The sequence below is a fragment of the Amycolatopsis sp. CFH S0740 genome (assembly GCF_004522315.1).
Taxonomy (GTDB): Bacteria; Actinomycetota; Actinomycetes; order Mycobacteriales; family Pseudonocardiaceae; genus Amycolatopsis; species Amycolatopsis nivea.
This window is the reverse complement of record NZ_SDLS01000030.1, coordinates 56,139-70,936: the sequence shown is the minus strand read 5'-3', so window position 1 is coordinate 70,936 and position 14,798 is coordinate 56,139. Positions and strand designations below refer to the sequence as shown.

Genomic DNA, 14,798 nt, shown 5'->3' with positions numbered 1-14,798 from the left:
TGCTGAGCGGACTGCACGAAACGCGCGTCAGCCGTCCCGGCGAAGCGCGGCGGGCGTGGTGCCCAGCTGGGCGCGCAGCACCCGCGTGAGGTGTTCCTGGTGGGAGAAACCGCAGCGCACGGCGATGTCCGCGATCGGTTCGGTGCCGGTCCGCAGCAGCAATCCGGCCTGCTCCACACGCAGTCGCAGCAGGTACCGGTGCGGCGGCAGCCCGGTGCGTGCCTTGAACCGCCGGGCGAACCGGCTGACGCTCAACCCGGCTGCCGCGGCGAGTTCGTCGAGGCCGAGGGGTTCGGCGAGGCGTTCGTCCATCAGCTCGCGCACCTGGGCGAACTGCCGGTCGGTCAGCGCCTCGACCGGCCTCGCCGCCGCGGGCGCGCTCCGGCCGGCCCGGTGCTGGCGGGCGAGCTGCGCGGCGACGAGGGTGCTGAGCTGATCCGCGTACGCGCGGGCACCCGGCTCCCACTCGCGCACGACGCGGTCGAGCGCGAGAACGAGCTGTTCGAGCAAGGGGTCGACGCTGCCGAGCTCGTCGGCCAGCTGGATCGGAGCGTCCGATCCGGCGGCTTCCTGCACCGCCGAATCCGGCAGGTAGACGTGCAGCGTGTCGAGCTCGCCGCCGAGTTCCACCGACAGTTCCTGGTGCGACGGCTGGAGAAAGAGGCCGCCCGCCGGGATCCGCCTGCTGCGTTCGCCGGGCGTCCCGACGCCGCGGCGGACCGTGACCGGACCGGCGAGATGCAGGATCAGCTGGTGCGTCCGCGCGGGCCCGAACTCCGCGCGATACGGCCGTTCGTGCTGTTTGGACAGGTAGATCCGGTCCCAGCCGAGACCCGCGCTGGTGCGTTCCGGGCGGATCCACGGCAGGGAAAGGATGCCGTTCGTGTCGGCAGGCCCGAGCTCGCCCACGGCGTCCTCCTCCTCGAGGGTCCCGTGGGCGAGGGTACCTCTCAGAGCGGGTTGAACACGCCCAGCGGCGCGGTGCAAAACGGTCCGCCGACGTACTCGGCGGCGGCCCCGGTCGGCGCGGGCTTGTCCGCCATCTGCTCGGCGTAGACCTCGGCGTTGTCGTGGGACTTGTAGCCCAGCGCCTCGGCCTCGGCGAGTGAGTAGACGCGGCGGGTGTTGTCCGAGACGCCCCAGATCATCCGGTAGCCCGGCGACGGCGCGCTCAGGCACGCCTCGAACAGCCGCGCCCCGTCGTCCGGCGACAACCAGCTGGTCAGGCCCCGGATGCCGAGCGGCAACGGCGTCTCGAAACACGAGCCGATGCGGATGACGATCACGTCCATGTCGAAGCGCGACGCATACAGGCTGCCCAGCGCTTCGATCGCGGCTTTGCTTACGCCGTAATAGGTGTCCGGCCGGGTGCTGGAGTCGGCGGGCAGCCCGTTCTCGCCCGCGTCGGCGTTCCGGCGGAAGCCGACGGCGTGGTTGCTCGACGCGAGCACGACCCGGCGGATCCCGGCTTCGCGGGCGGCTTCGAGGACGGTGTGCGTGCCGTTGATGTTGACGTCGAGGGTGGCGTCCCACGAGGCTTCGCGGCTGAGCCCGCCCAGGTGGATCACCGCGTCCGCACCGGCACAGGCGGCGGCCATCGCCTCCGGGTCGGTGACCGAGCCGGTCACGATCTCGACCGCTTCGCCGTCCTCGGCGGCGGGCTGCGCGGCGAGGTCGAGCAGCCGCAGCACCCGGCCTTCCCGGCGCAGCCGCGGCCGCATCAGGGTGCCGACGACGCCGGCCGATCCGGTGATCAGCACACGCTGGTCTGGCATGGAGTTCCTTCCATCAAAGCTCGTGAGTGTTTATGCCGGTTCTAACCGGCATAAACACTCACGAGGGGCACGGGTGGCGGCGGTCAGCGGATTCCGGCGCGGCGCAGCTGCTGGCCGAGCTCGGCGGTGGTTTCGGCCAGCAGTTCGCCGACGCGTTCGACGTCGGCGTCGGTGACCTTGCCCAGCGGCATCGAGCAGCTCATCGCGTCGGTGCCGGGGATGCGGTACGGGATCACCGCGGCCACGCAGCGCACGCCGAGGGTGCCCTCTTCGATCTCGGCGGCGTACCCGCGTTCCCGGGTGCGCGCGAGGTCGGCGTGCAGCGCGTCGAGCGTGGTGATGGTGTTCGGGGTGAGCGCGACCAGCTCGTCGGGCATGAGCGCCTCGACCTCTTCGTGGGTCAGCTCCGCGAGCAGCGCCTTGCCCAGCGCGGTGGCGTGCGTCGGCAGGGTGCGCCCGACGCGCGAGATGAGGTGCGTGGAGTGCTGCGATTCGCGCGTCTCCAGATAGACGACCTCGGTGCCGTTGCGGCGCGCGAAATGCGCGGTGAAGCCGGTCTTCTCGCGGATGCGCTCTAAAGCTTCAGTGGCGTAGGGGACGATCGCGTCGCGGTCGAGGTACGCGGTGCCGCAGATCAGCGCGCGCACGCCGAGCCGGTAGCGCGCGGAGTTCGCGTCGGCCTCCAGCCAGCCCGCGTCCAGCAGGGTGCGCAGCAAACCGTGCAGACTGGAGCGGGGGAACCCGGTGCGCGCATGGAGATCCGACAGCGACAGCCACACGTCGTTCGCGGCGAACGTCTCGATCAGGTCGATGGCGCGCCGCGCCGACTTCACGCCCGCGGACTCCGCGGGAGCGGTGGCGGGGTCCGTCTTCTGCGCCATGCGCGTCCTCCAACCGGGCCGTTGACTTGTGAGTCCGGCCATATTAGCGTCCCGAACAGCGTTCTTGTGGGTGAACATAGTCACGATAACAGACTCCATTCAAGAATGTGAACATTGGAGCAGAAACTGATGGCACAGACCGCAATCGAGCTGGACGGCTTGCTGGCGTTCCCGCTGACCCCCTTCACCGAAGACCTCGAGATCAACCTCGACGGGTTCGCGGAGAACGTGGAGAGCCACATCGCCGCCGGTGCGGGCGCGCTGTTCGTCGCGTGCGGCACCGGGGAGTTCAGCTCGCTGTCGGTCGACGAGGTCGCCGCGCTGCTGGCCAAGGCGCGCGAAGTCGCGAACGGCCGGGTGCCGGTGTGGGTCGGCGCGGGCGGCGGTGCGGCCGGTGCGCGCGCGGGCGTCGCGGCGGCGCAGGCGGGGAACGCCGACGGGGTGCTGCTGCTCCCGCCATACCTGGTCACCGGGCCGCAGGACGGGCTGGTCGACTACGTGCGCTACGCGGTCGGCGACACGTCGGTCCCGGTGATCGTCTACCACCGCAGCACCGGCGTCTTCACCGCGCCGGCCGCGACGAAGCTGCTGGACATCCCGTCGGTGGTCGGCATCAAGGACGGCTACGGCGACGTCGAAACGATGACCCGGATCGTCACCACGATCCGCGCGCTCGGCACGCAGCGGTCCGCGGACTTCTTGTTCTTCAACGGGTTGCCGACCGCCGAGGTGTCCGCGAAGGCGTACGCGGCGGCAGGCGTCGCGCGCTACTCCTCGGCGGTGCACTGCTTCGCGCCGGAAATCGCGCACCGGTTCCACCGCGCGCTCGCGGAGAACGACGACGCGACGATGGACGCGCTGCTCGCCGGGTTCTACCTGCCGCTGGTGGCGTTGCGCGACGAGACGCCCGGCTTCGCGGTGTCGCTGGTCAAGGCCGCCGCCCGGCTGCGCGGCGACAAGGTCGGCACCGTCCGGCCGCCGCTGATCGAGCCGACGCCGGAGCAGATCGACCGGCTGGGCAAGGTCGTCGAGAACGGTTTCGCCGTGCTGAAAGGCCTCTGATGAAGATCCGGGACGTAGTGCTGACCCCGGTCGCCTTCGCGGACGCACCGCTGCTCAACGTGATGGGCGTGCACGAGCCGTTCGCGTTGCGCAGCGTGGTCCAGGTGGTGTGCGACGACGGCGTGGTCGGCCTCGGCGAGTCTTACGGCGACGCGGCGTTCCTCGGCGAGGTGCGCAAGGTGCTGCCGGAACTGGCCGGACACGACATTTTCGACCTGCCGGGCCTGAAGCGGATCATCGCGCGCGAGCTGGCCGGAACCGTGTTGACCGACGAGCACGGCCTGATCGGCGGGTTCTCCATCCGCAAGACGATCGCCAGCGTGTACTCGCTGTTCGAGGTCGCCTGCCTGGACGCGCAAGGCCAGTTCCTCGGCCGTCCGGTCGCCGACCTGCTCGGCGGCAAGGCTCGCGACGCCGTCGACTTCTCCGCGTACCTGTTCTACAAGTACGGTGCGCACATCGATGCGGACGAGGACAGCTGGGGCGACATCCTGACGCCGGAAGCGCTGGTCGGCTCGGCGAAGCGGATGGTCGACGAGTACGGGTTCCGCTCGATCAAGCTCAAGGGCGGGGTTTTCGCTCCGGAGCAAGAGATCGAGGGCATTCGCGCGCTCGCCGAAGCGTTCCCCGGGCATCCGCTGCGCATCGACCCGAACGCGGCGTGGACGCCCGAAACGAGCATTCGCGTGGCCGCCGAACTCGACGGCGTGCTGGAGTACCTCGAGGACCCGACGCCAGGTATCGAGGGCATGGCGCGCGTCGCGCGCGAGGCGAGCATGCCGTTGGCCACCAACATGTGCGTGGTGAACTTCGGAGACCTGGAGCCTGCCTTCCGTGCGCGCGCGATCGGCGTTTTGCTGTCCGACCACCACTTCTGGGGCGGCATGCGCGACACCCAGGCACTGTCGGTGGCCTGCGAGAGCTTCGGCGTCGGGCTGTCCATGCACTCCAACAGCCACCTCGGGATCAGCCTCGCCGCGATGGTGCACGTCGCGGCCGCGACCCCGCACCTGACGTACGCCTGCGACACGCACTGGCCGTGGAAGACTGCCGACGTGATCGAACCGGGCGTGCTGAATTTTGTCGACGGAGCGGTGGCGGTGCCGGACCGGCCCGGGCTCGGGATCACGCTGGACCAGGATGCGCTCGCCAGGGCGCACGAGGACTATGTCCGATGTGGACTGACCAAACGGGACGATGTGACGTACATGCGCAAGTACACGCCCGGTTTCGAGCCGAACACGGCGAGGTGGTGAACCGGTGAAGGTGACCGGATACGCGTATCCGTGGGACGTGCTCGGCGACACCGCGTTCGCCGAGCGGGTGCAGGACCTCGGCGTGGACGAGGTCGCGGTGGCCCTGGCCTACCACAGCGCGCGCGCCGCGACGCCGTGGTCGAGCGAGCGCACCTCGGTGGTCGCGCGCACCGCCGCGCTCTACCGCCCGGTGCGCGCGGAAGCCTGGTCGGGCCGGGATCTCGTCCCCGCCGCGCCGGACTGGGTCTCGTCGGAGGACAGCGGCGGCGACGCGGTCCGGCGGCTCAACGACGCCGGAATCCCGGCCGCCGCGTGGATCGTGCTCACGCACAACTCGCAGCTGGGCACGGAGTTTCCGCAGTACGCCGTGCGCAACTGCTTCGGCGAGACGTACCCGTGGGCGCTGTGTCCCGCGCAGCCCGCGGTACGCGAGTACGCCGCGACGCTGACTGCGGAATCCGTTGCGGGACTGAAGCTTTCGTCGGTGCTGCTGGAAGCGTGTGGTCCGCTCGGCGGCGTGCACCAGCATCAGCACGAGAAGACCGACGGCGTGTGGGCTCCGGCTACCGCGCGGCTGTTGTCGGTCTGCTGCTGCGACGCTTGTGCGGAGGGCTGGACCGGCCTCGACCCGTCCGACGTCCGCGAGACTCTGCGGGCCGAGGTGCAGCGGCTGATCGCTACGGCGGATTTGTCGGTGGTCGAGGATAGACTTGCGGGTGAGTTGAAGGAAAAGCTGCTTTCCGGTCGGCAGCAGGCGACCGATGCGTTGCGCGCTGCGGTCTTGGCGGTGCTGGAGCCGGGTACGCGGATCGTGCTGCACGGCGCGCTCGACCCGTGGGTCACCGGTGCCCTGCCCGGCCTGACCCCGACGGCCGCCGACGACGCCGAGACGGTCGTGCTGCAGAACTGGGCACCGGGTCAAGCGAGCGTCGACGCGGTCGCGGCCGCACGGCGAGCGCTGCCGGACCGAGTCGCGATCGGCAGCTACATCACGGCGGTCGCGGCTAGTGCGGTGCCGGACATCGCTGCGTACGTGGGCGAGTTGGCTAAGGCGGGGGCTGCGGAATTGCACCTGTACCACTTGGGTCTTGCCGGTCCGGCGCGGTGGCCGGATCTGCATGCCGCTACTGGTGCTGCGCACTCGGTGTCTTGACGGTTTGTTTGATGAGGAGATGCGTTGAGTCGCCTTGGCGTTGGAAGACGTCCTGGCTGTGCTCGCCGTCCTGAACCTGTTTGACGAGGAGGTCCGTTGAACCGCAAAGCTTCCGCCCCGGCGCGGGAACCCGCGTTGGCCGCCGAAGCCCGGCGGTTCAGCGATCGTGCCCCGGCCGATCGAGCCGCAGCGCGCCTGACGTCCTGAACCTGTTTGACGAGGAGATCCATTGAGCCGCGAAACTTCCGCCCCGGAACTGGAAAGCGTGCTGGCCGCCGCGGCCGCTGCCGCCCGGCCGTTCGCCGAGAGCACCCCGGCCGATCGGGCCAAGTGGCTGGCCGCCGTCGCGGGCGCGCTCGACGCTGCCGCCGAAGAGCTGATTCCGCTGGCGCACCAGGAGACCCGCTTGCCGGCCGCGCCGCGGTTGAAGGGCGAGCTCGCGCGCACCACGTTCCAGCTGCGGCTGTTCGGCGAAGTGCTGCGGGACGGCGAATTCCTGGGCGCGACCGTCGACCACGCCGACCCGGCCTGGCCGATGGGCGCCCGGCCGGACCTGCGCCGGGTGCTCGTGCCGATCGGTCCGGTGCTGGTGTTCGCCGCGAGCAACTTCCCGTTCGCGTTCAGCGTCGCGGGCGGCGACACCGCGTCGGCGCTGGCCGCGGGGTGTCCGGTCGTGCTCAAAGCGCACCCGGGCCACGAAGAACTCTCGACGCGGACCGGCGAGATCGTCGCCCAGGCGTTGACCGCCGCCGGTGCGCCGGAGGGTGCGTTCGCGGTGATCCACGGGGTCGAACAGGGCGTCACGGCGCTCAAGGACCCGCGGATTTCCGCCGCCGCGTTCACCGGTTCCGTGCCGGGCGGGCGCGCGCTGTTCGACATCGCGGTCTCGCGGCCGACGCCGATTCCGTTCTACGGCGAGCTGGGCAGCGTCAACCCGGTCGTCGTCACGCCGGGTGCGGTCGCCGCGCGCGGCGAAGCGGTGGCGAAGGGCTACGCCGGGTCGTTCAGCCTCGGCGCGGGACAGTTCTGCACCAAGCCTGGCCTGCTCTTCCTGCCCGAGGGCCACGGATTGGACGGCTCTCTCCGCGAGGCGGTCAGCGCGGTGGCCCAGCAGGAAATGCTGAACGACCGCATCGCGGCCGGGTTCGCGCAGAAGCTGGCGGACCTGCGTGCGGTGTCCGGCGTCGAGTCGGTCGTGGAAGGCGCGCAGGAGGGCGACGCGTTCACCCCGTCGCTGCTGGCCACCACGGCGAAGGAGTTCCTGGCGGGTGGCGAGGCGGTCCGCGAGGAGCACTTCGGCCCGGCGTCGCTGATCGTCACCTACTCCGACCAGGCCGAACTGATCGAGGTCCTCGACAGCCTCGAACCCGGCCTCACCGCGACGGTCCAGGGCGAGGACGGCGACGCCGACTTCGTGCGTCCACTGCTGCCGTCCCTGACCCGGCTGGCCGGACGGCTGTTGTGGAACGACTGGCCGACCGGCGTCACGGTCAGCTGGGCCCAGCAGCACGGCGGCCCGTACCCGGCGACGACCGCGCCGACCACGACGTCGGTCGGCACCGCCGCGATCGAACGCTTCCTGCGCCCCGTGGCCTGGCAGAGCTTCCCGGACGCGCTGCTGCCGGAAGCCCTTCAGGAAGCGAACCCGTGGCAGCTGCCGCGCCGTGTCGACGGAGCGCGCTGAGCAGACCCCCTCGTGCGCGGCGATCCCGGTTCCAGCCGGGATCACCCCGCGCAACCAACCCCACTGGGAGGCACCGTCATGCCCGTGAACCGCAGAACCGCACTGCGTGGCGGTGCCATCGCCGCCGCGTCGGCTGCGCTCGTCGCCACTGCGCGCCCGGCTTTCGCCGCACCTGCCGCGGATCCGCTGAAGAAGATCGTGGCCGGCTACCGCGAGCTGCAGACGGGCATCAACCGCCCGTCGCCGGAACGCACGGCCGCGCTCAAGAACCTCGGCCGGGTCGCGAAGTCGTACTACGACGGCATGTCGGTGTCCGGAAACGGTCCACTGTGGACGGACCTGCCGCTCGGTCCCGGCAGCGACTACACGACGTCGATGTACGCCCGGCTGCGCGCGATCGCCGTCGACTGGGGGACGCCGGGCAGCACGCTGTCCGGCGATCCGAAGGTGCTCGACGGGATCAAGAAGGCGCTGGAACTGATCTACGCCAGCCAGTACAACCCGCAGGTCGGCGAGATCGGCAACTGGTACACCTACGAGATCGGCGTGCCGTACTACCTGCTGCACACCCTCGTCACGGTCGCCGACCAGCTGACCGCCGACGAGCTGGCGCGGTATGTCAGCCCGGTCAAGCGGTTCGTCGGGAACCCGAATCTGCGCGCGAACAACCCGAGGATCGTCGAAACCGGTGCGAACCGGGCGGACAAGGCGCTGATTTCGATCGTCTCCGGCGCGCTGACCGGCGACACCGCGTGGATCCGCACCGGCATCGACGCGATCACCGACGTCGCCGGCGGGGGAGCGGCCAGCGTCCTGGCGAAGCTGGACCGTGCGGCGGGCGACGGTTTCCACGCCGACGGCTCGTTCATCCAGCACGACACCATCCCGTACCCCGGCCACTACGGCATCGTCCTGCTGACCGCGCTCGCCGGGACGATACACGTCACCGAAGGCACCGACTACGCGCTGCCGGACGAGCTGAAGCAGCAGGTGTACGCGCTGGTCGGCGACACGTTCGCGCCGTTCGTGTACGCGGGCGCGCTGATGGAGCCGGTGCGCGGGCGGATGCTGTCGCGGCAGGGCGAGACCGCGCACGACATCGGACACCAGCTGACCGTCGCGACTCTGGTCCTCGCGCGGTCGGCGACCGGCTCCGTACAGTCCGAACTGTCCGGGCTCGCCGCCAAATGGATCAAGGAAGGCACGTACGCGCCGTTCCTGGAAATCCCCGATCCCGAACGGTTCGCGCCCGGCCCGGACCTCGTCGCGACGCCGGGCATCGAGTTCGCCCAGGAGATGCTCGCCGGACGCGTGCGGCCCGCGCCGATCGTCGCGACGCACCGGATCTTCGGGCAGCAGGACCGGATGGTGCACGTGACCGAGGGCTGGTCCGCGTCCCTCGGCGTCGGCTCCACGCGGATCTCGCGCTACGAGTCGATCAACGGGATGAACCTGCACGGCTGGCACGTCGGCGACGGGGTGCTGTATCTGTTCCTTCCCCACGCGAAAGGCCACTACTCGGACGCCTATTGGCCGACCGTCGATCCGGCCCTGCTGCCCGGCACGACGGCGAAGGCCGGGCCGCCGGGGCCGCTGGCAGCGACGCCGTTGACGACGAAAGCGCACGTCGGCGGCGTGCGCTGGGACGCCCGGCACGGCGCGTACGCGATGGATTTCGTCTCCGAGGACGGTTCGCTGACCGCGAAGAAGTCGTGGTTCTTCACTCCGGCGGGCGTCGTCTGCCTCGGCGCGGGGATCACCGACACGTCCGGGCAGGCGGTCCGGACGACGATCGAAAACCGCAACCTCGGCGAAAACGGACGCGGCACGCTGCTGGCCGACGGGCGCGCGGTCGGCGATTCGAGCACGCTGCACCGGCCGCGCTGGCTGCACCTCGACCAGGTCGGCGGGTACGTCCTGCTCGACAACGCCGAGGTCACCGCCCTGCGCGAAGACCGGACCGGCGCGTGGCGCGACGTCGACGCCGGTGCCAACACGAAGGGCACCACGACACCGAACACGCGGCGGTACCAGAAGCTGGTGATCGAGCACGGCGCGAAGCCGGTGGCCGCGAAGTACGCATACGCGGTTCTGCCGGGCGCGTCGGTGGTCGGGACGGTCGCTTCGGTGCTCGCGTGGCGCGTGCGGGCCAATACGCCCGCTGTCCAGGCTTTGCGGCTGTGGGATAACACACTGCTCGCAAACTTCTACAGTGCGGGTACGGTAGACGAAGTATCCGTTTCAGGACCGGCTTCGGTAGCGCTCGGCCGGAACAGCATCGCTGTTTCCGACCCGACGCAGCTGCAGGACAGCGTCCGTGTGACGGTGCGGCGGCGCACGGTGGAAGTTCCGCTCAAGGACACCTTCGGCGCCACCAAGGTGGTTTCCCTGCGGTGAACCCGGTTTTCCCCGCCGGGCCGGTGGTTCCCGGCCTGGCCCGGCGGGGCCCCACTTGATCCGGCCCCCGGCCGTAAAGTGGGCGGAGTCGCTTCTCGCGGGGAGGAATCGTGGCGCATTTCGATGTCCTGGTGGTCGGAGCCGGGCTTTCCGGCATCGGCGCGGCCTGCCGGTTGCAGCAGCAAGCCCCGGACCGGACGTACGCGATTCTCGAAGCGCGCGACACGATCGGCGGAACGTGGGACCTCTTCCGGTACCCGGGCGTCCGCTCCGACTCGGACATGTTCACGCTCGGCTACCCGTTCCGGCCGTGGCGCAAGGAACAGGCGATCGCGTCCGGCGCCGAGATCCTCGAGTACATCCGCGAGACCGCCGCCGAGCACGAGGTCTCCCGGCACATCCGGTTCGGGCACCGGGTGGTCCGCGCGTCCTGGTCGTCCGCGTCGGCCCGCTGGACCGTAGCGGCCTCGCACAATGGCGAGGTCGTCACGCACACCTGCTCTTTCCTGTACTTGTGCAGCGGCTACTACAGCTACGAGAACGGCCACGTCGTCGACTTCCCCGGCCGCGACTCGTTCCGCGGCGAGATCGTGCACCCCCAGTTCTGGCCGGAGGGGTCGGACTTCACGGGCAAACGAGTGGTCGTCATCGGCAGCGGCGCCACCGCGGTGACCTTGGTGCCGGAACTGGCTTCCACGGCGGAGTCAGTGACGATGCTGCAACGCTCGCCGAGCTACGTCCTGTCGCGCCCGTGGACGGATTCGCTCGCCCGCCGCCTGCGCCGATTCCTGCCCGCGCGGCTCGCGTACCACGTGGTGCGCGCGAAGAACGTCCTGGTGACAACGTTGCTGTACCAGTTCTCGCGCCGACAGCCCGACCGCGCGGCGGCCTTCTTGCGCGACGCGGCCGCGAAACAGTTGCCCGCCTCGATCCCGGTCGACCCCCATTTCTCGCCCCGGTACCGGCCCTGGGACCAACGACTCTGCCTGACGCCCGGAGCGGATTTCTTCCGCGCACTCCGCAGCGGCCGAGCGGACATCGTCACCGACCGGATCGACCGCTTCACCCCCGACGGCATCACGCTGGAATCCGGCGCACACCTGCCCGCGGACGTGGTCGTCACCGCGACCGGCCTGCGCGTGATCGCGTTCGGCGGCATCGAACTGAGCGTGGACGGCGAGGTGATCGAACCGTCGGAACAGCTGGTGTACAAGGGAATGATGCTCGGCGGGGTGCCGAACCTGGCGTGGTGCATCGGTTATGTGAACGCCTCCTGGACACTGCGCTCGGATCTCGTCTCCCGGTATGTGTGCAGGTTGCTGAACCACCTGTCGCGCAACGGTTTCGACACCTGTGTGCCTCGCCCGCCCGCGATCCCGTCCACGCGTCGGCGGCCGATCATGAACCTGACGTCGGGCTACCTCACCCGCGCGGCGTCAGTCCTGCCCCGTCAAGGCGACCGCCGCCCGTGGCTGATGCGGCAGAACTACCTGCTGGACGCAGCGGATCTGCACCTGAGCCGCATGGACGACGGGGTGCTGCGGTTCGAGCGGGTGGGGGCGCAGCGCGTGCCCTCCTGATGTCGTGGGTTGTGCTCGGTCTTTGTGATTGCTCTGCTGAGAAGAGCCGGTTTCGGGCCTTGGCCGTCCACTGTGGACGTTCTGTGGTGGGCTGGACCGCTTTGCCGGACGGTCCCGTCGTAGGAGGCCTCCACCGGCCGCGCGCTGACCTCCGGCGGCGAGTTCTGTCAGGCGGCCGGTGTCGGGGAGCCGGTCTCGCCGCCACCCGGCCCGGTGTCGTGCAGCTCTGCTGGCGGGGCGAACCGGGCGGGCAGTTTGCTGGGCGACCGGCTTCGGAAAGTTGGTCTCTTTGCCGCCGGGCAGGTGTCATGCAGTTCCGCTGGGGATGAGCCCGGCGGCGAGTTCTGTCAGGCGGCCGGTGGGTGTTCTCCTTGCCGCTGGGTCGATGTCCTGCAGTTCGGCTGGCAGGGCGAACCCGGCGGCGGGCATGTCCTCGGGCCGTTCCTCGGCAGTATCGCTGCGACCGCCCGCTCGCCGTTGAACTCGGTCCTGCTGGCCTCTTTCCGCTCTGGCCTGTTCGGCTTCCCTGTTGCCTGGCCGGGATCGTCGCGGCTCAGCCGAGATCCTCCGGCCCGCGCTGCTTAGCCCTCGTGCCGACCTGGCGGCGAACCGCCGCCTGTCCCGCCGTCCTGGCCATCAGCAACTCCAGTCTTTGTCCAGGTCGAGGTTCTCCCGCCGCTGGGTGAAGGAGAACCAGTTCCCGGAATCGTCGCGGAAAATGGCCTCGGTGCCGTAAGGCCGCTCCTGCGGTTCCTGCACGAACTCCACCCCGCGCGCCCTCAACGCCTGGTAATCGGCGTGAATATCGTCGGTCGCGAAGACCCCGGCTCCCAGCACCCCCTTGGCGACGAGCTTCTTCAGCGCCTCAGCGGACTCCGGGTCGAGTGCGGGCGCGCCCGGGACCATCAGCGTGATCTCGAGATCCGGCTGGTCCTTGGCCCCGACAGTCAGCCAGCGCATCCCGCCGTCGCCCATCGTGAGGTCTGTGCGGACTTCCAGGCCCAGCTTTTCCGTGTAGAACTCCTTGGCGCGGTCATGGTCGAGGACCCAGACATTGGCGATGGACAGGCCCTTGATCACAGCTCACTCCTTGTATCCGGCGGACGTCGTTCGCCCGCTCCCTGTGCTCGACCGTAGCGTCCGCCGGGGCCGGGGGGCTTCTCGAAAATTGCGGTCCTCGGCGGTGCGGCCGGGGCGGGCGCGGAAGCTCCTTTTTTGTCAGACCTGCCTGGAATGCTCCGGGCATGGACATGACGCTTCAGCTGACGATCGACTGCTCCGACCCGCAGAAAATGGTGGCCTTCTGGGCCGAGGCACTGGGATACGTGCCGGAACCTCCGCCCGCCGGGCACGCCACGTGGCGCGCTTACTGGGCGGCGATGGGGGTGCCCGACGCCGAAATTCCGCCCGGCGCAGGGGATGTTCCGGAGTCGATCGTCGATCCCTCGGGACGGGGGCCGTGAGTGTGGTTCCAGGAGGTTCCGGAGCCGAAAACGGCCAAGAACCGGTGGCATTTCGACGCGTCGCCATGACCGGATGGGACAGCATTTCCAGCCACTCGCTGATCGCGTCGGCCGCGAGGTCTGGTGCCACTGCGAACGCGGTCCCGGTGGCGAAGGCCGCGTCCGCGTGGTGCACCGTCGTGTCGTGGAGCATGCGGCGCAGCCAGAACGTCGCCGGTCGCGGGCCGAAGTAGGTCCACACTGGACTGTCGGAGGCGGCGAGCACCGCGTCGGCGAGGTCCGCGGCGCCCGCTTGGAGCCAGGCCGACCATTCGCCGGGTGCGCCTGGGTCCGCCTCGAACGGGTCGGGGACCGGGGCCGGGCCGGATCGGATGAGGTCCGCCGCCCAGCGGTGCGCCTGGCCGACGTGACCGGCCAGCACTCGCAACGGCCACTCTGGGCAGGTGGGCACCGGAGCCTCCGGATCCGCCCCGGCGACCGCCTTCGCGAATCCCTCCGTGTGTTCGTGCAATCCCTGGAGAAGTCGTGCGGTATCGAGATCCATGGCCGTACCGTAGGAACTCCACCCGGCTGGAGGTTCCATCGGAAGTGACCGGCGACACACTCGGGATCGGCGACCTGGCGCGGCGCACCGGCGTGCCCGTCCGCACGATCCGCTTTTACTGTGACGAGGGACTGCTGGCACCCGTGCGCAGCGCCGGCGGACATCGCCGATTCGACCCGGCGGACGTCAACCGCCTCGTCCTGGTGCGGCGCTTGCGCGGACTCGGGCTGAGCTTGAAGCCGATCATGGACGTCCTCGCCGGAGAACGTTCCCTTTCCGACGCCGTGTCCGCAGAGCGCGCCGCGCTGGACCGCGAGCTGACGACGCTGGCCTGGCGACGCTCAGCCCTCCGCGCCGTCGAGGAGGCACCGCCTGCCGCCCGCCCCGCCCGGCTCGAGCTGCTGTCCGTCGCCACGGACGGCTCGGCCGCGCATGCAGCCCTGGTCCGCCTTTGGCACCCGATGGCCACCGGCGCCGTCCCGCCGGACACGGCAGACATGTTCCTCGCCGCGAGCGCGCCGCGGCCGCCCGAACTGCCGACGCCGGAGCAGGTCGTCGCCTATGCCGAGTTAGTGCTGCTCGCCGCCGACCGCGCGTTCGCTGCCCGGCTGCGCGTCAGCCCGCTGGTCACACACCTGGGTGCCCTCCACGAAGGCGTCGGCGAGGCCTGCGAGCTGGCGGCCCCGCAGGTGGCGGCCGGATCCGAGCCGGAGGCAGGACCCGCACTCGACCGTTTCGCCGCAGCCCACGCCGCCGCGTCCGGCACCGGCGACACGCCGGAGTTCCGCCGCACTCTGCGACGGCGCACCGCTGGCGACCGGCACCCGCAGGTCCGCCGCTATTGGCGTCTCGCGGGCCAGGTCACCGGAGAAGCCGCGCCGGTCGGGGTCGCGCACACCTGGCTGCTGGACGCGCTGGACCGCTCGGCCGGCTGAGATTTCTCGAGCGGGAAACGTGTCGGCTCGCGCGATACGTTTCGCTGAGCTGGACGGACCAGCGAGCG

The 14,798-nt window shown here is 70.2% G+C and carries 12 protein-coding genes and 1 pseudogene; 8 read left to right on the top strand and 5 right to left on the bottom strand.

What is annotated here, in order from left to right; translation table 11 throughout:
* Window positions 1–27: 27 nt before the first annotated feature.
* From EIZ45_RS36375 to EIZ45_RS36365, 3 genes are all read right to left on the bottom strand, one after another.
* Window positions 28–909 (bottom strand): helix-turn-helix domain-containing protein, encoded by an 882-nt coding sequence (locus tag EIZ45_RS36375; protein ID WP_134668130.1) that lies wholly within the window; start codon window positions 907–909, stop codon window positions 28–30.
* Window positions 910–950: 41 nt separating this feature from the next.
* Window positions 951–1,775 (bottom strand): NAD(P)-dependent oxidoreductase, encoded by an 825-nt coding sequence (locus EIZ45_RS36370; RefSeq protein WP_134668129.1) that lies wholly within the window; start codon window positions 1,773–1,775, stop codon window positions 951–953.
* A gap of 83 nt (window positions 1,776–1,858) precedes the next feature.
* Window positions 1,859–2,656: an IclR family transcriptional regulator gene (locus EIZ45_RS36365; protein ID WP_037815491.1), complete on the bottom strand. Its 798-nt coding sequence runs from the start codon at window positions 2,654–2,656 to the stop codon at window positions 1,859–1,861.
* 129 nt (window positions 2,657–2,785) lie between these two features.
* On the opposite strand from EIZ45_RS36365, the gene EIZ45_RS36360 reads away from it, so the two are divergent.
* The 6 genes from EIZ45_RS36360 to EIZ45_RS36335 all read left to right on the top strand — a co-directional run bounded on the left by EIZ45_RS36360 (window position 2,786) and on the right by EIZ45_RS36335 (window position 11,788).
* Complete coding sequence (locus EIZ45_RS36360) at window positions 2,786–3,718, top strand: 5-dehydro-4-deoxyglucarate dehydratase (protein ID WP_134668128.1); 933 nt, start codon at window positions 2,786–2,788, stop codon at window positions 3,716–3,718.
* The gene (locus EIZ45_RS36355; RefSeq protein ID WP_134668127.1) at window positions 3,718–4,974 is read left to right on the top strand and encodes a glucarate dehydratase family protein; all 1,257 of its coding nucleotides are present in this window, start codon (window positions 3,718–3,720) and stop codon (window positions 4,972–4,974) included. Before EIZ45_RS36360 ends, EIZ45_RS36355 begins: the two co-directional genes overlap by 1 nt.
* 4 nt (window positions 4,975–4,978) lie before the next feature.
* Window positions 4,979–6,127 carry a hypothetical protein gene (locus EIZ45_RS36350; protein WP_134668126.1) on the top strand — a complete coding sequence of 383 codons (1,149 nt, stop codon included), beginning with the start codon at window positions 4,979–4,981 and terminating at the stop codon, window positions 6,125–6,127.
* Between the two features lie 229 nt (window positions 6,128–6,356).
* Window positions 6,357–7,811 carry an aldehyde dehydrogenase (NADP(+)) gene (locus tag EIZ45_RS36345; RefSeq protein WP_134668125.1) on the top strand — a complete coding sequence of 485 codons (1,455 nt, stop codon included), beginning with the start codon at window positions 6,357–6,359 and terminating at the stop codon, window positions 7,809–7,811.
* 78 nt (window positions 7,812–7,889) lie between these two features.
* Window positions 7,890–10,208 carry a polysaccharide lyase 8 family protein gene (locus tag EIZ45_RS36340; protein ID WP_134668124.1) on the top strand — a complete coding sequence of 773 codons (2,319 nt, stop codon included), beginning with the start codon at window positions 7,890–7,892 and terminating at the stop codon, window positions 10,206–10,208.
* 107 nt (window positions 10,209–10,315) lie between these two features.
* Window positions 10,316–11,788 carry an NAD(P)/FAD-dependent oxidoreductase gene (locus tag EIZ45_RS36335; protein WP_134668123.1) on the top strand — a complete coding sequence of 491 codons (1,473 nt, stop codon included), beginning with the start codon at window positions 10,316–10,318 and terminating at the stop codon, window positions 11,786–11,788.
* A gap of 636 nt (window positions 11,789–12,424) precedes the next feature.
* On the opposite strand, the gene EIZ45_RS36330 is transcribed toward EIZ45_RS36335, so the two are convergent.
* Window positions 12,425–12,868 (bottom strand): VOC family protein, encoded by a 444-nt coding sequence (locus tag EIZ45_RS36330; protein WP_134668122.1) that lies wholly within the window; start codon window positions 12,866–12,868, stop codon window positions 12,425–12,427.
* Between the two features lie 164 nt (window positions 12,869–13,032).
* On the opposite strand from EIZ45_RS36330, the gene EIZ45_RS47085 reads away from it, so the two are divergent.
* The gene (locus EIZ45_RS47085; protein ID WP_240690882.1) at window positions 13,033–13,251 is read left to right on the top strand and encodes a VOC family protein; all 219 of its coding nucleotides are present in this window, start codon (window positions 13,033–13,035) and stop codon (window positions 13,249–13,251) included.
* A 46-nt stretch (window positions 13,252–13,297) separates the two neighbouring features.
* On the opposite strand, the pseudogene EIZ45_RS47080 reads toward EIZ45_RS47085, so the two are convergent.
* Window positions 13,298–13,795, bottom strand: a pseudogene (locus EIZ45_RS47080) (maleylpyruvate isomerase family mycothiol-dependent enzyme); the annotation flags it as partial.
* A gap of 44 nt (window positions 13,796–13,839) precedes the next feature.
* On the opposite strand from EIZ45_RS47080, the gene EIZ45_RS36320 reads away from it, so the two are divergent.
* Entirely contained in the window at window positions 13,840–14,730 is an 891-nt protein-coding gene (locus EIZ45_RS36320; protein ID WP_134668120.1) for a MerR family transcriptional regulator, read from the top strand.
* Window positions 14,731–14,798: the final 68 nt, after the last annotated feature.